This is a genomic window from Nocardia vermiculata NBRC 100427 (assembly GCF_001613265.1).
Lineage (GTDB): Bacteria > Actinomycetota > Actinomycetes > Mycobacteriales > Mycobacteriaceae > Nocardia > Nocardia vermiculata.
Genome location: NZ_BDCA01000001.1, coordinates 626,565 through 648,792 on the forward strand (window position 1 = coordinate 626,565; position 22,228 = coordinate 648,792).

The window sequence follows — 22,228 nt, forward strand, 5'->3', positions numbered from 1 at the left end:
CCGCGCGCGATCGGCTGCCCGCGAACCATCAGCACTCCACCGCGTCGGTCTCGTAGCGCAGGCCGATCCGGGCGGCGACCGCACCGCACTGGTGAATCTCGCAATCGATCTCGCCGGGCATCGTCTCGGAAATCCGGACCACACACTCGGTGCGGCAGTCCAGTTCCACGAACCTGTCGAACGAACTCGACACTCCGATCAGCCGCGGCGCCGGCGTGGCGGACATGGCGGTGGCACCCTGCCGCGCCGCTTCCAGCAGCAGACTGCCCGGCACATGGTCCAGCGGATGATCGAACAGGATCGGATGGCCGGTATCGACCCGCAGTTCCGCCACACCCGCGGCATCGACGCGCCGCACCGGACCGATCACCACATTACGGCTGTTCGCCCGGGACACGTCCGCGGTCGCGGCGGTCTCCTCGGGCAGCACCGTCGCCCCGATCTCGCCCAGGCCCAGCCCGGTGCGGTAGCCGCTGCGCAGCGCATCCCAGCGGGCCGGCGGCACCCAGGTGAACGAACCGTCGACGATCATCATCGGCGCACCGTCGCATTCGATCTCCAGCACCATGTCGACGCCGACCAGCGTTCCGCCGCGGGTGTGCCGTCGCGAGATCTGCACCGACATCACCAGATCCGCCGGCGCCGAACCGATCCGCCAGCTGTCGCTACCGGTCACCGCACCGTTGAAGGTCCGTACCACGAATCCGAAATCATGGGGGACCCCGAGGAACTCGTGCGACAGGGCGATCGATGCCTGGCGGGCCGCCTCCATCACCAACATCGGATCATATTCGGCGTCATAGGGAGGTAGATGGTCGCCGTAGAAGGCGTGCATGCGCGGCAACTGCGCACCTGCGACGAAGTCGTCACCGGTGCCCTGCAGCGAGGTGACGAACACCTCCGAGACCGCGCAGCGGTGCGCGAGATGCCGGGAGACGGTACGGACATGGCTGGCCGTCGGGATGGTCGGCGTATCGAGCGTCGTCATGGTTGTGCCTCCAACCAGTCGTGCGCCGAGACGGGGGGCAGGATCTGCCGCCGCCCGCCGGAGCGCATGGGTAGTACATGGGAGCCGAGAACTATCGCCGGCCAGGGATCGACATCACGTCCGGTGGCCCAGGCCCGGCGCAGCAGCGCCGCACAGTCCTCATCACTTCCTGGATCGAAATCAACTGGCACACTACCGAATTCGGTGGCCAGCTGCCGAGCGGCGGCGATACGGTCGAAATCTCGAGCCGGAGTGCGAGCGTATAGTTCCGCGGCATACGCAGCCGCCTGCTCCCCCTGCTCGGCATCGGCGACGATATCGCGGAGCAGTTCCGCGCGGGTCGTCTCGTCGAAGTAGATCGAGAATTCGCGCAAGACGTCGGCCGGATCGTCGGGTGAGTGCACCAGATTCAGCAGATAGCTGTATCGGCCCAGCAGGTAACGCAATTCGCCGGGTCGGCGGGCTGCCGGGGCGGTGGGCCCCTTGGCCGAAGTCAGTCGCACGGAGGTGGGCAGCGCTCCGGATTCGGAGGACACCACCAGGACAAGCGCATCGGAGATCCCGACGAGCAGGTCCGCCAGCCGACGCCGTTCCGGCGAGGCGATATTCCAGGCGAAATACCACAGCGCTCGCACCAGATGCCGGTCGACCGCGCAGATACGCGATCCGACGATGCGGAACTCGTTGTCCTGCAACCATTTCAGCGTAGGTTCCACTGCTCGCGCGACGATCGCGTCCGGCTTCAGCAACAGCAGCGAGTACCGCCGGGAGAACTCCGCCGGATCGATACCCGCCTCGTCGAGCTGGGCGACCGTCTCCTGCACGTAGGTGTCCTCGGCGTAGCGTGCCGCCTTCTCCGGCAGCGCGGTCGAGGATGCCAGCAGTTGCTCCAGGTTCATCGTTCACCTCCCGCGCCCGTCGGCGCCTCGCCCGGCACGAAGCGGGCCAGGACATCGTCGACCGAGGGCAGCGGTTCACCCAGATAGCCGGACTCCAGGCAGTAGTCGAGCAGCAGCCGCAGATACGCCTTACCGGTGGGCGGGCAGGCACGGCCGAGCACGGCGCGGGTGGTCGTGGTGTCGAACAGCGGGCGGCGTGCGAAATAGCTCGTGTAGAGCACCCCGATACGCTCGTAGTACTCCCGCTCCAGCGGCTCCAGGTCCGATACCTCGAAGGAAGCCTCCGGCACGAAGGTGGCCACCCGGAACGACGGATACTCGGCGAAGACATCCGAGATCTCCCGCAACGACAGGCTGTCGGCGCCCACCGCGTGCAGCGTCCGTCCGGCGACGGCGTCGAAATCGGCGACCGCCGCGGTGATCACATCGGCGACGAAATCGACCGGGGCGGGTGCGATGGTGGCATCGTAGCGTCCGGGCAGCGACCGCAGTTTGCCCTCGACGATCAGCTTCACCACGGTATAGAGGTTCTTGTAGTCGCGGATCACACCGGTGCCGGTAGCCCCGGTCACGATGCCGGGCCGCACCACCGACCACCGCAGGCCGGGCGTACACCGGATCAGGCGCTCGGCCCGGAACTTGCTGTCCTCGTAGCCGTTGCCGAAATGCTGCCCGGCATCGAGCTCGTCCTCGGTGATCGTCCCGGATCGCATCCCGCACACATAGGCGGTACCGACGTACACCAGCGGCACATTCCAGCGCAGCGCCAGTTCGATGGCATTCGCGGTGCCACGGACGTTCAATTCCTCGTACTCGGCCGCCGTGGCGTCGAAGGCGGTGGTCGCCGCGGAGTGCACGATCATGCCGACCCGATCGCCGAGTGCGGCGAGGTCGGCCCGCGACAGCCCCAGGTTCGGGGAGCGTACATCGCCGCGCACGGTATCCACTCCGTGCACCTCGGCACCGTCGTTGCGGACGATGCGTGAATTGCTGTGCAGCAGCCCGGCGACGACGGTTCCGGCGCCGACCAGCCGCGCCACCACCTCGGCACCGACCAGACCGCCCGCACCGGTGACCAGGACCACGTCCCGTTGGCTCACAGGCGTGTCTCCTCGATCAGGGCGACCACATCCGTGATGCGCCGCACGTCGATCAGTTGCTCGGGGCGAAAGCGCGGCAGACCGAAGGCGCGCTCGAGTACGAGGGTCAACTCCATCAAGCGGAGTGAGTCGTAGCCCAGATCCTCGATCAGCCGGGACTCGTCGGCCGGTTCGGTCGCCAGATCCGGTGCCATCGCCACGACGAGCTGCCGGGCCCGCGCTCCCACGGAGCTGTCCACATCGGTCATCGCGAACCTCCCTGAGATTGGTGGGGCTGCTGCCCGCCCGATCCCAGCAGATCACGGGCTTCCTCGAGGGGCAGTTCGGTATCGAGATATGCGGCCGGACGCAACCAGTGGTAGCTGATGTCCAGGGTTCTGCGCCACTGTTCCGGCGAATCGAACGAGGCCGGGAACTGGGTGCCGCCCGCGATCGTGCGCACCGCGGCCATCAGTTCGTCGAGTGTCGCCAGTTCGTCCGAACCGGTTCCGCCTGCGGCGAGTGCCGCGCCGAGTCGAACCTCGGCGGCGCGCGCGACCAGCTCGCGCAGTTGCTCGCACTCGGGCAGCACGGATTCCAGGGTGTGCACCGGAGCGACGTCGGCCGGAAGCGGATGAACCCCGTAGGTGGACAACACCATCCGCACACACATGGCGACCGCACGGTGGGCCGCGATATCGGCGACCTCGGCCTGCCCGGCCTGCACCGCCCCCATCAGATCCTCGCGCGCGTTCTCCAACACCACATTCGACCACACCACCTCGGTCGCGCAGGAGATGAACCGCTGCGCAGGCAACGGTGAGAGGGTGGCAACGGCACGGTCGGTGCCGCCACCGGCCAGGCCGAGCGCGGGAGTACGTGCCGACGGGACCGGAGTGTAGGGCCGCAGCGGTTTACACATCGCCAGCGCCGGTTCGAGCACGGCGCCGCCGCGCACCGCGAGCCCGACGAAGCCGAGCCGCACGAATTCGGCAAGCTCGGGCCCGATCGACGCCCGACGCAGGATCTCGGCGACCGATTTACGCGGCACCACCGTGCGCCACGCCGCGGCGCCGCGGTCCGACAGCGCGAAGACGTCCAGGTCGTCGCGGATCACATGCAATCGCTCGCCGATCGGCCACGTCGTCACGGCGTCCCGGCGGGTCAGCAGCACTCGTTCCGGGTCGTCGGCCACCCCGGTGACCCCGAATTCGGCTGCCAGTGCCAGAATGTCGCCGAACGGCGTGGACGGTCGCACCGCCCGGTATGCCGCGATCGTGCGTCTCGTACCCGCATCGGCCGTCGCTTCGATACGTTCCAGCTGCTGCGGAACCCATTTCGTCTCGAGATAGGTTTCACCCCGGCCTGCCGCCCAGGATTTCACCGCCTGCAGCAGGCCGTCCCGAGCCCATGCACCGGCCTCCGGTTCGGCACCCAGCGCCCGCAGTGCGACCGCGAACCACAACGCGTGCTCACTGCGCCGCGCCCACCACCGTGTCACGATGTCGGCGAAAGCGGGTGCAGGTAGCAGCGCGGACAGGCCGTCGAGGTCGACACCGGCGCCGGGACGCAGCACTGTTGCGTTACCGAAGCGCTGGCAGCGGTTCAGTACGTCCTCATCGAGTTCGGCGACCTCCGCCGCACCGGCCACCCGCTCGAGTTGCGCGCGCAACTGCGCCACCGACCGGGTGCGGACCTCCACGCGACGACCGTCGGCGAACACCACCGTGGGCAACGTCGGCAGCTCCTCGGCGCCCGGTGCCACGATCAGGAAGTCGATATCGGACCCGTCGTTGCCGAATCCCTCCGCCAGCGACCCCTCGAACAGGGCGGCGGAATCCGGCGGCACCGAAACCTTCTCCAGGGCCGCGGCCAGCAGGTCCGCGACACGATCCTCGGGCAGCGCCGGATCCGCCGTGGCACCGGTGCCGGGAAGGGTGGCGGCCGCGGCGACGAAATGGGCTGCGGCGACGGGATGGGCTGTGGCCCCCTCAAGCCGGTCCTCGGAATACAGCTGCCACATGTGCCGGCGTCTGGGTTTACCGCTCGACGTGCGGCGAATGAACCCGCGTGGCCCGGTGACCACGTCGGTCGTCCCGGCCGGACCCAGCTCACCACGGATCACCGTGCGCGCATGCGCAATCCAGTCCCCCGGCCCGGTCTCGGCGAACAGCACCACTCCGGGCGCCGCACCGCCGGACAGCGCCACCGCCGCCAATTTCCCCTTGGTGATCCCGGTCTCGCGGGCCACCTTCGATTCGATGTCCTCCATGAACACCGAGCGGCCCCGCACCTTGAGACTCGTCCCCATTCGACCGAGTACGAAAACCTCGTCACGATAAAGGAATCCGGCGTCACCGGTATACAGCACTCCGTCGCTGATGCGGGTGGCGCTCTCGCTCGCGTCGGTGTATCCGAGAGCCACCGAATCGCCGGCGACCACCATCTCGCCGAGTACCCCGTCGGGCAGCTCCCGGCCATCGTCGTCCACCACTCGTACCGTCGACTCCGGCGTGGAGCGGCCGAGTCCGGTGATCCACCCGGGGCCGCTCACCCACTGCCCGTCGGTGAGTTCGGCCGCGGCATTCACCCGCACCGGCTGCCCGGGCCGCAATGTGGCGGTGTCCAGGCGCAGGGCGGTCAGCGGGCGATCGCGAGCCGAGGAGGTCACCATCAGGGTGGCCTCCGCGAGGCCATAGGCCAGCGTGTACGCCTGTGCGGAGAACCCCAGCGGACCGGTGAGCTCCGCGAACGAGCGTAGATCCTCGACCTCCACCGGTTCGGATCCGACGGCCAGCGTCCGCCAGCCCGACAGATCCAGCTCCGCGATATCGGCTGGTGATACCCGATGCGCCACATAGCCGAGCGCGAAGGACGGTGACGGCGAATGCTGTGCATGCGCCATGGCCCGCAACCAGCGGGCCGGATCGCGCACGAACTGATCCGGGCGCATCAGATACAGATCACCCTGATTCGCGACCGTGGTCAGAAAGGCGCCGACCAGCCCCATATCGTGGTACAGCGGCAGCCACGACACCATCGCCTCACCCGGCCGCCAGTCGATCAAGCGGCTGATCATCTCGATGTTGTTGGCCAGGTTGTGCCACGACACCCGCACTCCACGCGGTGCGCCGGTGGAGCCGGAGGTGAACTGCAGCAGTGCGGTCTCGGCGGCCGGCGCGAGCACCCGCTCGGCAGGAGCCGTGCCGGAGTCGGTGACCACCACCGGCTCGTCGTCGCGGCCCGCCGCCGTCATCGCCTGCCGCACCAGGGCTTCCAGTTCCACCGACGTGACGACCACACGAGGGGACGCCTGCACGAGAATCGCCGCGACATGCGAAATGTACTGGTCCATATCGGCGAACATCGGCGGCGCGATCGGAGTGAACACCCCGCCGCACGCCCAGACCGCGTAGAACGCGGCCACACAGGGAAATCCGGTCGGCATGACGACACAGGCACCGGCCGCGCCGTCGAGTCCCCGGCGACGCAACTCGTCGGCCACCGACCAGGTGAGCTCGGCCAGCTCGGTGTAGCTGCGGAACCGCCAGCCGTCGTCCTCGTCGGCGAGATGGATGCCGGTGTCGGCAGCGGGGTTCACCAGCCAGCCGCGCACCACCGCGCGGTCGTCGGCTGTCGTCGACTCACTGGGCATCGGGTTCCTCCCCGGATTCGAGAACGGTCACGGTTCCGGCGGTGCCGTCGACGTGCAGCGGCATTCCGGTGCGGACGGTGCGGGTGATACCCGGAAGCTGCACCACGGTGGGCACACCCAGCTCGCGGGCGACGATGGCGACATGGGTGAGCGGGCTGCCCCGTTCGATCACCAGGGCGGTCGCCGACGGCAACACCGCCACCCAGCCCGGGTCGGTGCGATAGGTGACCAGTACACCACCAGCGACATCACGGGGCTCGTCCACCACCACGGCAGGACCGGTTCCGGTACCACCACCCGAGGGGGTTCCGGTGAAGACCGCACCTGCGGTCGCGGCGGGTGTATCGGTGATCGCCGCCCAGCCCGCCGAGGCCAGTTCCGCGGGCCCGAAACCGTCACCGTGGGTGACGAACCGGGCGGGCGCGGCCAGCCGCGCGTCCGCGGCTCGCTGCTGTTTGCGCGCGGCGACCACGGACCGCAGCCCCTCGGTCTCACCGCCCTCGTAGCAACTGCGCAGCTGCGGAAGCGTCAGCTGGAACACATCCGAGAATTCGTCGACAATATTGCGCTGCACCAGGTCTCGCCCCATGACCCGGATGGTCCGCTTGACCATTCCGAAGGCGCGGGTGCGACAGAAGCGCAGCGTTTCCCGGTGCGCGGCGCAGCGAGAGACCTTGCGGCGCAGCCGTTCATACACGGAGCGGCGCCATCCGGTGAGGTTCTCGTCGAGATAGCGCTGCGCATCGTCGGCGGGCTCGTGCCTGGTCTGTGGGAGCGCGGCCAGCAGCATGACGAAGAATCCGGACGGGTCCTCCCGCAGGTCGGGCGTTTCCAACTTCAATTCGTCGACGCTGCGGTAGCCGTAGCGGTCGATGTACTCGTCGACGCGTGCCCGGAAATCGTCGTGCCCCGCCGCGGCGAGCGCATCGTAGGCCTGCTCCGGAGCACTGGACTCCAGCAACGTACGCAGGTGGGGCTCCGCACGCACCCGCTCCGCCAGTGCGCTCATCGCCCGGGCCGGTTCGGCGGATTCGACATCGGCGCCCGGCCCCGCGACCGCGTAGAGGAACCACTCCGGTGCCTTCGGCAGGAACAGCCGGGTGAGCACGAACAGCGCACCGGTCAGTGTCAACAGCATGGCATCCAGGACCATCATCGGCCCCCACCGATGCACCAGCTCCCGGTCCAGCTCCCGATAGCGGGCGTAGGCCTGCGGGCCGGTGTCGGCGCTGTCGTCGTGCGCTTCGAACTCGTCGTACACCCGGTAGAAATCGTCGAGGAAATCACGCATCATGGCGTCGATACCGGCGATGCGGCGGCGATAGATCACGGCGGTGCGTGCCCGAGAGACCAACCGCCGGACCGGATTGCCGAAAGTGAATGGGCGCAGAGTTTTCGCGACCTCGGACGGCAACGGTTCCGCCACTCCGAGCGCCGCCTCCAGCACCCGGCGATTGAGGGGGTAGCCGGGCGCGATGCCGACCATCCGATACCAGTGCAGCAGGTTGTAATAGACCCGGCCGTGAAAGTACCCCAGCAACACCGGAGTCCAGTCGTCGGTCTGGCGCAGCTGTTCGGGCGGCACACCCAGCGAGCGTGCGTAATCTCGGTACACGCGGCCGTAGATATCGGCGGCCGTGGTGAAGGTCAGCGGGGAGGTGATCCCGTTGAAACTCTCGATGATGTTGGAGTTGTCCCAGATTCGCTCCTCCCCCGCCGGAACCGACTCTCCGGCACCGCGCAACGGAGCACCGACCGCGGTGGTGACGGGGCGCGCCTGCACCACCCACAATCGGTCCGCACCGTCGAAGGCCCACTCGATGTCCTGCGCTGCACCCGCGAATTCCTCTGCCGACCGGCCCATGTCGATGATCCGGCGGATCTGCTCCGCGGACAGCACCCGGCGGCCACGAAGCTCCGGCTCGACCTCTTCCGCGGTACAGCCGTGCTCGCCGTCAGCGCGGTAACGAAGCTCCTTGTCACCCACCACCGTCTCGACTACCGCACCCGACACCTTGTCCACGGTGTGGGTATCGGCATCGACCGCACCCGACACCAGCCCCTCGCCCAGTCCGTAGACCGCACTGAGCAGCATTCGATCCGACGCTCCGGTATTCGGATCACAGGTGAACAGCACCCCACTGCACTCGGCGTCGACCAACTTCTGCACGATCACCGACGGAATCTCCGGCAGGGGCAACCCGTGCGCGAAGCAATACCCGATGACCCGTGGCGACAAGGCCGAGGCCCAGCAGGCCAGCACCGCGGTCGCGATCGGCTCGGCACCCGAGACGTTGAGGAACGAATCGAACTGACCGGCGAACGAGTGTGCGGTGCCGTCCTCCACCGCCGCCGACGACCGCACCGCGACCGGGGCGCGGTCCAGACTGTCCCACACCTCGCCGACCACCTCGACCAGCGCCGGCGGCGGCACCGAGGTCATGATCCCGGCCCGCAACTTCGCGCCCCGCTCCAACGCCTCACCCACATCGGACGAACGCACGAAATCCGCTGCTGCGGTGACGATCTCGTCCGGCATCCGATCGAACAACTGCGGTGCGACAACCAACCAGTCCGGTACCGGTAGCGCCGCTTCACGCAAGCGACGCAATCCGGCCGCTTTACCACCCTCGGCCGGAACCGACCCGGCGGCGCTCGATACGGTTTCGTGCACCAGCTCTCCCGTCTTCACCACACATTCGACAAATGCCGAGGTGAACAGGCAGTCACCTCGGCGTTGTCTCGATATACCGATCTCCACCGCCGGTGTTAACGCCGATCGGCAGAACTGTCACTGGCCGCCCGCCGCGCACACCGCTAGGCTACGGTCAGGCGCGGGACGATCGGTGAAGGGTGTAATTCGGCGTGAGTTGGGCATTCACACCGGACGAGTTCGCGCACATCTGGCGCGAAACCGACCTCGATCGCCATCCCTTTCCCCTGCGGATCCTCGAAACGCCACGCACCGAGGACGACGCCACGGCACTACGCAAGAACCTCGATACCCGGCTGCCCCTGCACGCGGACCCCGACCTGAGTGCGGTACTACGGATCCTCGCGGCGCCGCACACCCGAGTGGCAGTAATCGGCGGCGCACACACCGCGGGCAGCGAGATCCGGGCGCTGGGCGCCGTCATCTACGACCACGCGGTCCTCGCCACCCAGGACGCCGGACGCACCCGCGGCTTCGGCGGCGATATCCGGCTCTCGATCGGGCACACCGGCAAACTGGGCGCCCGCATCGCCGCACTGCTCCCCACCTGTCCGGCCGGACGCGAACCCGCACGCTCCGCCCCCGCCGCCGCCGTCCGCGACGAGGACTGCCCACGCCCCGCCACTCCCGCAACAGCGCGCATCCGCCGCCTACTGCTGGAACCACACACCGCCGAAGGACATATCCGCATCGAGTCCGGACTACACCGCACCACGCCTGCCCCACCGCTGTACTACACGTGGATCGACGTCGCCGACGACGGCCGCTACCTGATCAGAGCCGGTGACGACGTCCACCTCGTACCGGCCGGCAGACAACAGATCGCAACCCACCTGCAGAAACGACTGTCGGGATAACACCGGGCTGCTGCCTCCGGCCCGCCGCATTAGGCTGTATCGGTCGCAGCCCAATCCGACAGACCTCCGTGGTAACACTGCGCTGCCGCCTCCGGCCCGCCGCATTAGGCTGAGTCTCCTGCAGCCCAATCCGGCGAACCTCCGTGGTAACACTGCGCTGCCGCCTCCGGCCCGCCGCATTAGGCTGAGTCTCCTGCAGCCCAATCCGGCGAACCTCCGTGGTAACACTGCGCTGCCGCCTCCGGCCCGCCGCATTAGGCTGGGACCCGGACCGACCGATCTCAGGGGGTGCGCATGACGATCGAGACCAGCCAGGTCGATATCGCGCGGTTTCTGCAGGCCGCGCGTGGCGGGGCCGTCACCTTCGATCCGGATGCCGCGCGCAGGTGTGCGCAGATCTATCAGGAGCAGGCCGACCGGCTACACGAACTCCAGCAGCGACTGGATACGGTCGCGCAGCTCAACGGGTTCGGCGGATTCTTCTCGGCGGAACAGTTGCAGGCCGGATTCGGCCGCAAGGCACGAGATGCGGCCGAACTGCTCGACCAGTACATCGCGGCGGCATACCGGATGAAGGAGGCATTCCTGATCAGCGCGGGACTGTACGAGGAAGCCGACTCCGCCGCCGCGGCCGCGCTGCGGGCCGTGCCACCCGGGGTGCCGCGATGAGCACCGAATTCCGTTACGGCCCCGACACTTCACGCAACGACCCCGAATACGTCAGTGCGATGGAGCATTTCGAATCCATGACGCACGAACAGATTCACTCGGGTACCGACAAGATCGACGCTGCCGAGATCCTGCAGACCTCACTGATCTGGTTGGAGGCCGCCGCCACCCTGAGCGGGTCGATTCCGGTCACCCGCGGACACACCGAACACGCCATCGATGCCGCGGGCTGGCAGGGCACCGCCGCCGACGAAGCCGCCACCAGCGCCCGCAGCTTCGCCGCCGCAGTCGACGAACTGGCCGCCGTCTTCGGCGAGGTCGGTGCCCGGCTCGGCGCCGTCGCCGGTGCCGCCGAGGCGGTGAAACTGGCCGTTCCACCCCCCGGCGCCGGCGGCCCGGTCGGTGCCATCGCCCAAGCACTCGGTGCCGCCCACATCATCGACGCCCGGATCGCGCAGGAGGTCATGCGCCAGGAGGCCGTGCTCGCGATGAACATGATCTACAAGCCCGCCTATTCCGCGGCCGGATCCGCGGTCCCCGCACTGCCAGCCCTGCCGGATCCGGACCGTCCCCCGCTCGCGCCCGCACCGGAGCACCCGAAAGACACCCCGCGACAGCAGCACCCGACCGCACCATCACCGGCGCAACCTTCGCACCCCGGTGTACCGCACCCGGCTGCCCCGGAACAACCACCTGCTCCCCCCGGCCCCGGCACGCCCGCTCCCAGCGGGCCGCCGCCCGCACCGACACAACCGGCCCCGGCTCCACCCGAACCGGCACCCCACCCATCGGTTCCGGCGCCAGAGCCGCCGGCAGCAGCGCCCCCACCTGATGCACCTCCACCGAACTCGAGCCCACCTCAGCCGGACTCCGTACCCGAATCCGCATCTCCGCCACCGGCACCCGAACCGCCGGACACGCCCGAGTCGCCCGCACCGGTTCCTGTTCCCTCCGACACCGAGCCTGCGCCCGGAACGCCACCGCTCACCGACCAGGAAGGCCAGCCCGGCATCACCGGGCCGATACCCGACCCCGACACCCCGCCGACACCCGACCAGCCCGGGGTCTCACCACCCGGCTGATCCGGCCGCGGTCGTTCGGCAGGGCCACCCGCACGAGCCGGGACCAGGTTTCCGAGGGCCGACTGGGGGTGGTGTCCGATCCGGACTGGGCGGATGGGGTGAAGGTCAGACTTTCACCAGGTCGTCGGCATGAATCACCGGCCGGTGCATGCCCTCCGGCAGTTCGGAGGTGGAGTGGCCGGCCATGGTCTGTAACTCGGTGCTGTCGTATTCGACGACGCCGCGGGCCACGATCCGGCCGTCGGGAGCGAGCAGATCGACCACGTCACCGCCGTAGAAGCGGCCCTTGACACCGGTGATACCGGCGGCGAGCAGGGAGCGGCGGGACTGTGCGACCGCTTTCACCGCGCCGGCGTCCAGGTGGACGGCACCCCGGCTGTCCGCGGCGTGGCGGACCCAGAACTTGCGGGCCGACAGTCGCACCGGGCGCGCGGCGAAGGCCGTGCCCACCGAGGCGTCGGCCAGAGCGGCGGCCGCATCGGATGCGGCGGCCAGCAGAACCGGCACTCCGGCATCGGCCGCCAGCCGCGCGGCGGACAGTTTGGAGGCCATACCGCCCGTCCCCAGCGCACCGCCGCTGCCGGCGATCACACCGTCCAGATCGGCACTGCCACGCACCTCGGGAATGAAGGTCGCATCCCCCTTCCGGGGGTCACCGTCGTAGAGTCCGTCCACATCCGACAGCAGCACCAGCGCGTCGGCGCCGACCAGATGCGCCACCAGCGCCGCCAAGCGGTCGTTGTCGCCGAAGCGGATCTCGTCGGTGGCGATCGTGTCGTTCTCGTTGATCACGGCCACCGCGTGCAGCGATCGCAGCCGATCCAAGGTGCGTTGCGCATTGCGATGGTGTTCGCGGCGTGCGAAGTCGCCGGCGGTGAGCAAGACCTGTCCGACGACCCGGTCGAACCGTGCGAAGGAGGTGCCCCAGGCGTGGGCGAGCGCCAACTGGCCGACACTGGCGGCAGCCTGCTTGGTCGCGAGATCCCTCGGTCTGGACGTCAGTCCGAGCGGAGCGACGCCGGCGCCGATGGCACCGGAGGACACCACCATCACATCCGATCCGGCCCGCATCCGGTCCTCGATGGCCTCGGCCAGCTTGTCGAGGCGCGTACTGTCCAGCCCCCCTTCGAGACTGGTGAGCGCCGACGAACCGATCTTGACCACGACGCTGCGCGCCGTCCCGATCGCCTGCCGGGCGGATACCGAGGCTTGAACCGAAACTTCCTGTCCCATAGGAAAACCCATTTCGACTAACGAATAACCAGCTACCGCAATTCAGATGGCCACGCAGGTGGCACCGCAACGCCGCGAGCGTCGCATCGAATGGCCCGGCTCTCCGCGGCACACGCTCGCCAGGCGCCGCGGCGGGCCGCTACGGCTGCTCTTCGTCGTCGGAGGTCAGGCCGCGGCGCACCCGGGACGCATGCTTGCGCTCGGCGGCAGAGATTCGCTCGGTCTGGTCCAGGCGCGGATCGGTGCCGCGGCCGGTCATCACCATGTCCACGCCGGCGGAGATCTGCGGCTCCCATTCGAAGCTCACATCGCCGATGGTCACCTCGGCGCCGGGCTCGGCGCCCAGACGCACCAGTTGATCTTCGACGCCCAGCCGGGCGAGCCGGTCCGCCAGATAGCCGACGGCCTCATCGTTGTCGAACTGGGTCTGGCGCACCCACCGCTCGGGTCGTTCACCGCGCACGATGAAGCCGCCCTCGACCTCGGGATCGCGCACGACGGAGAAGGCGGGCGCACCGGCCACCACCGGGCGCAGCACGGGACGTTTCGGCGCCGCCTTCGGATGGGCCTCGCGATATTCGCGCACCATCTCCGCGAGCGCGAAGGTCAACGGCCGCAACCCGGCTCGGCTCACCGCCGAGATCGTGAACACCGGCCAGCCACGCTCGGTGAATTCCGACGTCACCATGTCCGCCAGTTCGGCCGCGTCGGGAACGTCGGCCTTGTTGAGAATGACGACCCGCGGACGGTCGGCCAGATCGCCGAGCCCGGAATCGGCCTGCAGCGCCGGACGGTAGGCCGCCAGTTCGGCTTCGAGGGCGTCGACATCGGAGACGGGATCGCGCCCGGGCTCCAGGGTGGCGCAGTCGACCACATGCGCCAGGACCGCGCACCGCTCCAGGTGGCGCAGGAAATCCAGGCCCAGCCCGCGGCCGTCGCTGGCGCCGGGGATCAGGCCGGGCACATCGGCGACGGTGAACGTGGTGTCACCGCTGGACACCACGCCGAGATTGGGCACCAGTGTGGTGAACGGGTAATCGGCGATCTTCGGCTTGGCCGCCGACAGCACCGATACCAGTGAGGACTTTCCGGCGGAGGGGAAACCGACCAGGCCGACATCGGCCACCGATTTCAGCTCGAGAACGAGATCGCGCTCCTGCCCCTCCTCACCGAGCAGCGCGAAGCCGGGCGCCTTCCGGGCACGCGACACCAGCGCGGCGTTGCCGAGACCGCCACGTCCGCCGCGTGCCGCGACGAACCGGGACCCGGCACCGACCAGATCAGCAACCACCTCACCGTCACCATCGATGACAACGGTGCCGTCGGGCACCTTCAACAGCAGTTCCGTGCCCTGCTTACCGTCGCGATTGCCGCCCTCACCGGGTTTGCCGTTACCGCCCTTGGCGTGCGGGTGGAAATGGAAATCCAGCAGGGTGTGCACATTCGGGTCGACCTCGAGGATCACATCCCCGCCGTTGCCGCCGTTACCGCCGTCCGGTCCACCGAGCGGCTTGAACTTCTCCCGATGCACCGAGGAACAGCCGTGCCCGCCCTTACCGGCGCGCACGTGCAGTACCACACGATCGATGAATTTGGACATGCCTGCTGGACCTCTGTGTTGAGTGGACGGTGGTGGCGAGCCTCCGGAAACGGCGAACGGGCCAGGGTTTATCTGCTAAACCCTGGCCCGCTTCGAAGAATGTGTGGAGACGGCTCCGACGAGGCTCAGGCCTGCGCCGGCTCCGGAACCACGATGTTGACGGTCTTGCGGCCACGCTTGGTGCCGAACTTGACCGCGCCCGCCTCGAGGGCGAACAGCGTGTCGTCACCGCCACGACCGACGTTCACGCCGGGGTGGAAGTGGGTTCCGCGCTGGCGAACCAGGATTTCGCCGGCCTTGACGGCCTGACCGCCGAAGCGCTTCACACCGAGCCGCTGAGCATTGGAATCGCGACCGTTGCGAGAGCTGGACGCACCCTTCTTATGTGCCATGTCTGATAACTCCTCGATTCGAAACCGGGTGGTTCCGCTGGGTCGAAATTACTTGATGCCGGTGACCTTCAGGACCGTCAGCTTCTGACGGTGTCCCTGACGCTTGTGGTAGCCGGTCTTGTTCTTGAACTTGTGGATCCGGATCTTCGGGCCCTTGGTCTGCTCGACCACTTCGGCGGACACCGAAACCTTGGCCAGCTTGTCGGCATCGGTAGTCAGCTCGGCGCCGTTCACCACCAGCACCGGCGACAGCGATACGGCCGCACCCGGTTCACCCTCGATCTTCTCGACCTTCACCAGGTCACCGACCGCGACCTTGTACTGCTTTCCGCCGGTCTTGACGATCGCGTACGTTGCCATCGGTCGGCTGCCCTCTTTCCTCAACTAGTGCTCGGCACTCTGTTCACACGGCCGCCTACCGGTGGACACCGGAAACCGCCGCACGACTGGTCTGATAGTCACCGCCGCCTCGGTGCCACGTTCCGCACCGGAGGACTCGATATTCGAGTCCGATCTGACGACAAGCAGCGTTTTCACGGTGCTGTCACCGGGCAGCGACTGTCCAAGATTACAGGACCGCTACGCCGTGCACAAAACGGGGCGGAGCGCCGCCACCGGCACCGCACACGGCGACGCCCCGCCCGGGATCCGGGCGGGGCGTCGAGTGCGCTGACTACAGCGAATACCGCCTGGTCAGTTCGATGTTTCCGGCGCTCCGGCGGACCGACCGGCCGCGCGGCGGCGCACCCGAGCCCGCGGGGTCACCTCGGCAGGAGCCAGCTCGTCGAGGTTGAACTTCGGCGCGCTGTCCGCATCGGAATCGGTGAGCACGAACACCGCGCCCTGGTTGTCCGCTGCCGGCGCGGCCGTGGTGCGCGCCACGCGCCGGCGCCCGCGACGGGCTCCGGCCGACTGCTCGTCCGGTCCCGCCACGGCCGCGGACTCCCGCGCCGGGGCCGCGGCGCCTGCCTTCGCCGGCTGCTCGGTGGCAGTGGTGGTCTGCGAACCGGCGGGGGCCGACTTCGACTTCGACTGTTTCGGCTTCGACCCGGACCCCGGCGCGGTCACAGCCGGTTCCGTGGCATCGGCTCGGGCGCCCTTGGGCATGATCCGTCCGGTCACCACCGGAGCCGCGGTGGCGGCCGCTTCCGAAGCCGGCTTCACCTCGTCCGCTCCGGCCGTGCCGTCGTCCGCCGCCGGCTCACCGTGGTGGGAGGCCATTGCCAGCGCGACCGGATGGGCGCGCTTGGCTGCCGCCTCCTCCTCGGCGTGCGCATCGACGACCTCGGACGCGACCGCAGTGGTCTGCTTGTCGCCCGACTGCTTGTGGTCCTTCTCGCGGTCCTTGTCCTTGTCCTTGCGGCGGCGACGGCCCTCGCGACGATTGGACCCCTCTTCGGCCGGCGCGGTCTCCACCGGATAGTTGTGCACGATGATCCCGCGCCCGTGGCAGTGCTCACAGGTCGTGGAGAACGCCTCGACCAGGCCGGTGCCCAGCTTCTTGCGCGTCATCTGCACCAGGCCGAGCGAGGTGACCTCCGAGACCTGATGACGGGTGCGGTCCCGGCCCAGGCTTTCGGTGAGCCGGCGCAGCACCAGATCCCGATTCGATTCGAGCACCATGTCGATGAAGTCGACGACGATCATGCCGCCGATATCGCGCAACCGCATCTGCCGCACGATCTCCTCGGCGGCCTCCAGGTTGTTGCGGGTGACCGTCTCCTCCAGGTTGCTGCCGCCCGAGCCGGTGAACTTGCCGGTGTTGACGTCGATGACCGTCATGGCCTCGGTGCGATCGATGACCAGGGTGCCGCCCGAGGGCAACCAGACCTTGCGGTCGAGGGCCTTGGCCAGCTGCTCGTCGATCCGCAGGCTGCCGAACACGTCCACGCCACCGTTGTTCTCGTAGCGCTCGACCCGGTTCAGCATGTCCGGGGCGACGGTGCGGACGTAGTTCTCCACGGTCGTCCATGCCCGGTCACCCTCGATGACCAGCTTGGAGAAATCCTCGTTGAACAGGTCTCGAACGACCTTGACCAGCAGATCGGGCTCCTCGTACAGCGTCTTCGGCGCCGCGGAGGTGTGCTCGGCCTGCTTCTCGATGGTCTTCCAGGTGGCCTGCAACCGCTCCACGTCGCGCGCGAGCTCGTTCTCACTGACGCCCTCGGATGCGGTGCGGATGATCACACCCGCGTCCTGCGGGACGATGTCGCGCAGGATCTCCTTGAGGCGTTTGCGTTCGGTATCGGGCAGTTTGCGGCTGATGCCGGTCGAGGAACCACCGGGGACGTAGACCAGGAAGCGACCGGCCAGGCTGATCTGGGTGGTGAGCCGGGCGCCCTTGTGCCCGACAGGATCCTTGCTGACCTGCACCAGCACCGTGTCACCGGGCTTGAGGGCCTGCTCGATCTTGCGCTCGCGGCCACCGAGCCCGGCGGCCTCCCAGTTCACCTCACCGGCGTAGAGCACGCCGTTGCGGCCACGGCCGATATCGACGAAGGCGGCCTCCATGCTGGGCAGCACATTCTGCACCTTGCCCAGGTACACGTTGCCGACCATCGAGGCGGTACCGGTGTTGGTGACGAAATGCTCGACGAGAATATTGTCCTCGAGCACTGCCACCTGGGTGGTGGCACCGGAGTGTGAATGCTCACCGGCGGGGAAGATCTTCTCCCGGACCACCATCACCCGGTCGACCGATTCACGGCGGGCCAGGAACTCCGATTCGGTGAGGATCGGCGGCCGGCGACGCCCGGCCTCGCGGCCGTCGCGGCGGCGCTGACGCTTGGCCTCGAGCCGCGTCGAACCACTGATGCCCTGCACCTCGTCGACGACACGGCGCTTGTTGCGCGGTTCCCGCTCGTGCACGACCGTGTTCGGCGGATCGTCCTCGGCCGAATCCGAGGAGGTGTCGTCCTCCCCGCCCTTGCGGCGGCGACGGCGGCGGCGACGACGGGTGGAGCCCTCCGCGGGCGTGCCCGACTCGTCGTCGTTCTCCTCACCGGCCTGCTCGGCGCCGGACTCCGCATCCGACGTGTCGGAGTCACCGGAAGCGGGACGCGCCTCGCTGTCGTCGGAATCGGACTCGTCGTCGGAATCGTTGTCGGCGTGCTGTTCGCCACGACCACGGCCACGACCGCGACGGCCACGGCGGCGCCGACGCGAGCGGCCGCCGTCTTCCTGGTCGTCTCCGGCGTGCTCATCGTCGGCATCCGAACCGGTATCGGCATCGGTGTCGGCGGCCGCGACCGGCTGCGCCGGGGCGGGGGTGGTCTCGGTTGCCTGCTCGGCGACCTCGACCTCACGCTCGGCGCGCCGCTTACGGCGCGCCTCTTCGGCGGCGGCCGCATCCGGCGGCAGGAATAGTGGTGCGGCCACCACCGCGGCCGATTCGAAGACCGGCTGTTCCGCCGGTGCGGCGTGCTGCTGGAACGGGCTCGTGAACAACGAGGTGCGTGGTGCGGGTTCGGCCGGCGGGGTCTGCGCCACCTCCACGGAGGCCGTGGCCTCGACCGTGGTTCCGGCCGCCGTGTCGGCGACGAAGATGTCGGCCGCGGCCTTCGGGTCTCCGGACGCGGAGTCGGTTGGCGGTGCGCTCACCGGCACGGCCCCCGCGGGCTCGGTGGCCCCGGTGGACTCGGCACCCGCGGACTCTGCAGGCGCAGCACCCGCGGAACCGGCGGGCCCGGCTGCCGCCGGGTCGGCAGGCGCAGCCCCGGCGGGCTCGGCACTCGACGGCACTGCAGCACCGGTCGTGCGCCCGGTGGTGTCCGGGAGCGCGGACTCGGCAACCTCGGCAGCGTGGGTGTCGTCAACAGCTCCGGCGGCCGGTTTCCCGGAGGTAGCCGGCTCCGCGCCGGGCGACTCGGTGGAGTTGTCCGGCGCGGTTGCGGCTCCTTCGCCGGTCGCGGGCGCGGGGGCGGTCCCCGCTTCGTCGGCGGGGGGCGTCAATGCCTCACGCACCGACTCCGCCACGGTGCGGTCCAGGCTGGAATGTGCACTGCGCGCTGGTGCGCCCAGTTCGGTCAGATGGGCAAGGATGCGTTTGCTGGTGGTTCCCAGAATCTTCGCCAGCGCGTGCACCCGGATACGTTCGGGCAACTGCGCCGCCTCCCCTACCCCGGTCACCTCATTGGAGGTGGATTCACCATTGCTTTGCGATGTTCCCTGCGGCTCTTGGTCGGCCACGAAATCTCCTCGGGCCCCCGGGCGCGTCCCACTCGTACGAGAGTGACGCGGCCGACGCGGGGGCGCTGTCCGTTCGCCTCACGCCCGTGGGCGCGAGGTCTGATGGTCTCGCCCCGCGTGCCCGGTTATCACCATGTCGTACGTCGTTCCGGCTAACTGGTCACGCGGCGCCTGGCTGTTGGCTCCACATCGACACTCGAGCGCTCATCCAGCGTGCCGCCGGACAGCCGAGTCTTATAACCGTCCAGGGCAGCGATGATCGGCGTCGAGCCGCGATGCCGTTCCGGTTGCGCTCGCCACCTGCCCCTATGGGTAGGCGTCGATCGCATCCGCCTCCAGTATCCCATACAGAACGCCGGGGGTTGGCCACAGGAGCCCGAGCTCACCCATTCCGAATCGGGGCCGGACGATGTTTCCTACGCTCGAGTAGGTCGTTTCCGGCCCGGAATCGCGCGACTCACCGGCCGAAAGATTTCCGCCACTCCCGCGGAGTGGCGGCCACGATCAACAGCGAAGCTAGCGCTGGAACCAGAGCGCGATCTCGCGCTTCGCGGATTCCTCGGAGTCGGAGCCGTGGACGAGGTTGAACTGGGTCTCGAGGGCGTAGTCGCCGCGGATGCTGCCCGGGACGGCCTTCTCGACCGGGTCGGTACCGCCGGCGATCTGCCGGAAGGCGGTGATGGCCCGCGGGCCTTCGAGGATCGCGGCGACGACGGGCCCGGAGGTGATGAATTCGATCAGCGAGCCGTAGAAGGGCTTGCCTTCGTGCTCGGCGTAGTGAGCGGCGGCCAGGTCCTCGGATACCTGCTCGAGCTTCAGGGCAGCGATTTTCAGGCCCTTGCGTTCGATGCGGGTGATGATCTCACCAACCAGGCCTCGGGCCACGCCGTCCGGTTTGATGAGTACCAACGTCTGCTCAGTCACGGCGGACACTCTATCGGGCGCTGGTCGCGAGCTCCGAACCGAGCCGTCAGGAAGAGCCCGGTACCCGCTGGCTGGGCAGCAAACCCCGATCCATGCGGCGTTTGACGTCGGAGCGCAGCATGAGAATCAAGCCCCATACCGCGATGAACACGATGCCGATGATGCCGATCGACAGATGGATGATCCCACCGGCCAGCACCAGGACCTGCAGGCCCAGGTTGAACGGCATCGCCCAGGAACGCCGCTGCATTCCGGAACCGAGGAACATCAACACGGCCAGGCCGACCAGGTAGGTGATCGACCACCAGCTCAGGCCGCCACCCACGGTGGCGACCACCGGCAGCGCGAGTAGCACCGCGATGGCCTCGAGCACGAGCGCCCCGGCCATGACACCGCGGAATCCTTTCCACGGATCGGTCGCCGGAGCCGGAACACCGCCCTCGCGTGCCTCTGTTTCGTCGTTACCCACGTTGTCTCCTCACGCCTGACCGCACGCGGCCCCGCCGGCCGTGTCTCACGCGGGGTCCTTACCGAACAACGAGCGCGCCGCGCCCGCGGTGACCACCGAGCCGGTGACCACGATCCCGGCACCGGATACCGGTTCACCCGCACCGCCGGCCTCCTCCGCGATCGCGATTGCCGTTTCGATCGCGTCGGCCAGGGTGTTCGCGGCGACGACCCGCTCGTCTCCGAAACGCTGTACCGCGAGGTCGGCGAGTTCGTCTACCTCCAGCGCCCGGGGCGAACCGTTGGTTGTCACCACGATCTCGTCCAGGACCGGTTCCAGCGCGCCGAGGATACCCGCGGCATCCTTGTCCGCGAGCACCGCGACCACACCCACCAATTTACGGAAGTCGAATTCTCCGGTGAGAGTCGCCGCCAGCGCCTGTGCGCCGGCCGGGTTGTGCGCGGCATCGATGAAGATGGTCGGCGCGCTGCGCATACGTTCCATCCGGCCGGGGCTGGCTACCGCGGCGAAGCCGGCTCGCACGGCGTCGATGTCGAGTTGCTTCTGGGCTCCGGCCCCGAAGAACGCTTCGACCGCGGCCAGCGCGAGTGCCGCATTGCGGGCCTGATGCTCACCGTGCAGCGGCAGGAAGATCTCGTCGTAGACCCCGCCCAGTCCCTGGATCTCGAGTACCTGCCCGCCCACGGCGACGCGCCGCGACCGGACCTGGAACTCGGAGCCGGCCCGCGCGACCGCGGCATCGGCGTCGACCGCACGCCGCAGCAGCACATCCATCGCCTCGGGGTCCTGCTCGGCGACGATGGCGACCGTATCGCGCGGAATCAGCAGGTCCTGCGGCGATTTCTTGATGATGCCGGCCTTCTCCCCGGCGATCGAGGTCAGATCGGGGCCCAGGTAGTCGGTGTGGTCGAGGCCGATCGGTGTGATCACCGCGACCTGGCCGTCGATGACGTTCGTCGCGTCCCAGGTACCGCCCATGCCGGTTTCGACCACCGCCACATCGACCGGTGCTTCGGCGAAGGCGGCGTAGGCCATAGCGACCAGGACCTCGAACTTGCTCATTCGTGGCCCCGGGGTACCGCCGAGCGCACCGTCGGTCGACTTCGCGTCGATCATCTCCACATACGGCAGCAGCTCGCGGTAGATCTCGACGTAGCGCGCCGGGGTGATCGGAGTGTTGTCGACGGCGATGCGTTCGGTGGCCAGTTGCAGATGCGGGCTGGTGAACCGGCCGGTGCGGCGGTGCAGGGCGGTCAGCAGCGCGTCGACCATCCGGGTGACCGAGGTCTTACCGTTGGTGCCCGCGATGTGGATGGCCGGGTAGCCGTGCTGCGGAGAGCCGAGCAGATCCATCAGGGTGGCGATCCGGGTCAGCGACGGCTCGATCTTGGTCTCACCCCAGCGCTGATCGAGTTCGGCCTCGACCAACGCCATTTCGGCGAGGTCCACCGGCGAGGGCCCGGACTGCAGCCGGTCTGCC

At 68.5% G+C, this 22,228-nt stretch carries 17 protein-coding genes; 3 read left to right on the top strand and 14 right to left on the bottom strand.

Going from position 1 to position 22,228, the window contains the following annotated elements:
* Positions 1–28: 28 nt before the first annotated feature.
* The 6 genes from NV2_RS02945 to NV2_RS02970 are packed head-to-tail and all read right to left on the bottom strand — an operon-like array spanning position 29 to position 9,295.
* On the bottom strand, positions 29–988 hold the full coding sequence (locus NV2_RS02945; RefSeq protein WP_067868626.1) for a ScbA/BarX family gamma-butyrolactone biosynthesis protein: 960 nt from the start codon (positions 986–988) through the stop codon (positions 29–31).
* Complete coding sequence (locus NV2_RS02950) at positions 985–1,887, bottom strand: nucleoside-diphosphate kinase (protein WP_067868627.1); 903 nt, start codon at positions 1,885–1,887, stop codon at positions 985–987. Before NV2_RS02950 ends, NV2_RS02945 begins: the two co-directional genes overlap by 4 nt.
* Positions 1,884–2,987, bottom strand: a complete 1,104-nt coding sequence (locus NV2_RS02955; RefSeq protein ID WP_067868630.1) for an SDR family oxidoreductase — start codon at positions 2,985–2,987, stop codon at positions 1,884–1,886. Before NV2_RS02955 ends, NV2_RS02950 begins: the two co-directional genes overlap by 4 nt.
* Entirely contained in the window at positions 2,984–3,235 is a 252-nt protein-coding gene (locus NV2_RS02960; RefSeq protein WP_067868633.1) for an acyl carrier protein, read from the bottom strand. The genes NV2_RS02955 and NV2_RS02960 overlap by 4 nt, the downstream gene beginning before the upstream one ends.
* Positions 3,232–6,621 carry an AMP-binding protein gene (locus tag NV2_RS02965; RefSeq protein ID WP_067868636.1) on the bottom strand — a complete coding sequence of 1,130 codons (3,390 nt, stop codon included), beginning with the start codon at positions 6,619–6,621 and terminating at the stop codon, positions 3,232–3,234. The genes NV2_RS02960 and NV2_RS02965 overlap by 4 nt, the downstream gene beginning before the upstream one ends.
* A complete protein-coding gene (locus NV2_RS02970) occupies positions 6,611–9,295 on the bottom strand; it encodes a phosphoenolpyruvate synthase (RefSeq protein ID WP_067869330.1) in 2,685 nt (894 codons plus the stop codon). Before NV2_RS02970 ends, NV2_RS02965 begins: the two co-directional genes overlap by 11 nt.
* 191 nt (positions 9,296–9,486) lie before the next feature.
* Between NV2_RS02970 and NV2_RS02975 the strand changes: the two genes are divergently transcribed.
* From NV2_RS02975 to NV2_RS02985, 3 genes are all read left to right on the top strand, one after another.
* The gene (locus NV2_RS02975) at positions 9,487–10,191 is read left to right on the top strand and encodes an ESX secretion-associated protein EspG (protein WP_067868639.1); all 705 of its coding nucleotides are present in this window, start codon (positions 9,487–9,489) and stop codon (positions 10,189–10,191) included.
* Positions 10,192–10,485: 294 nt separating this feature from the next.
* Positions 10,486–10,860 carry a hypothetical protein gene (locus NV2_RS02980; RefSeq protein WP_067868641.1) on the top strand — a complete coding sequence of 125 codons (375 nt, stop codon included), beginning with the start codon at positions 10,486–10,488 and terminating at the stop codon, positions 10,858–10,860.
* Positions 10,857–11,942: a hypothetical protein gene (locus tag NV2_RS02985; RefSeq protein WP_067868644.1), complete on the top strand. Its 1,086-nt coding sequence runs from the start codon at positions 10,857–10,859 to the stop codon at positions 11,940–11,942. Before NV2_RS02980 ends, NV2_RS02985 begins: the two co-directional genes overlap by 4 nt.
* Positions 11,943–12,047: 105 nt before the next feature.
* Here the strand turns inward: NV2_RS02985 and proB are convergent, their stop codons facing one another.
* From proB to folC, 8 genes are all read right to left on the bottom strand, one after another.
* Positions 12,048–13,175: a glutamate 5-kinase gene (gene proB / locus NV2_RS02990; RefSeq protein WP_067868647.1), complete on the bottom strand. Its 1,128-nt coding sequence runs from the start codon at positions 13,173–13,175 to the stop codon at positions 12,048–12,050.
* A 139-nt stretch (positions 13,176–13,314) separates the two neighbouring features.
* Positions 13,315–14,775 (bottom strand): GTPase ObgE, encoded by a 1,461-nt coding sequence (gene obgE / locus NV2_RS02995; RefSeq protein ID WP_067868649.1) that lies wholly within the window; start codon positions 14,773–14,775, stop codon positions 13,315–13,317.
* Positions 14,776–14,900: 125 nt separating this feature from the next.
* Complete coding sequence (rpmA, locus tag NV2_RS03000) at positions 14,901–15,167, bottom strand: 50S ribosomal protein L27 (RefSeq protein ID WP_067868651.1); 267 nt, start codon at positions 15,165–15,167, stop codon at positions 14,901–14,903.
* Between the two features lie 48 nt (positions 15,168–15,215).
* On the bottom strand, positions 15,216–15,527 hold the full coding sequence (gene rplU / locus NV2_RS03005) for a 50S ribosomal protein L21 (RefSeq protein WP_067868653.1): 312 nt from the start codon (positions 15,525–15,527) through the stop codon (positions 15,216–15,218).
* A 333-nt stretch (positions 15,528–15,860) separates the two neighbouring features.
* Positions 15,861–19,355, bottom strand: a complete 3,495-nt coding sequence (locus tag NV2_RS03010) for a translation initiation factor IF-2 N-terminal domain-containing protein (RefSeq protein ID WP_084473789.1) — start codon at positions 19,353–19,355, stop codon at positions 15,861–15,863.
* A 516-nt stretch (positions 19,356–19,871) separates the two neighbouring features.
* Positions 19,872–20,279, bottom strand: a complete 408-nt coding sequence (ndk, locus tag NV2_RS03015; protein WP_067869332.1) for a nucleoside-diphosphate kinase — start codon at positions 20,277–20,279, stop codon at positions 19,872–19,874.
* Positions 20,280–20,325: 46 nt separating this feature from the next.
* A complete protein-coding gene (locus NV2_RS03020) occupies positions 20,326–20,748 on the bottom strand; it encodes a DUF4233 domain-containing protein (RefSeq protein ID WP_067868655.1) in 423 nt (140 codons plus the stop codon).
* A gap of 45 nt (positions 20,749–20,793) precedes the next feature.
* Positions 20,794–22,218: a bifunctional tetrahydrofolate synthase/dihydrofolate synthase gene (folC, locus tag NV2_RS03025; RefSeq protein WP_444980690.1), complete on the bottom strand. Its 1,425-nt coding sequence runs from the start codon at positions 22,216–22,218 to the stop codon at positions 20,794–20,796.
* Positions 22,219–22,228 lie beyond the last annotated feature (10 nt).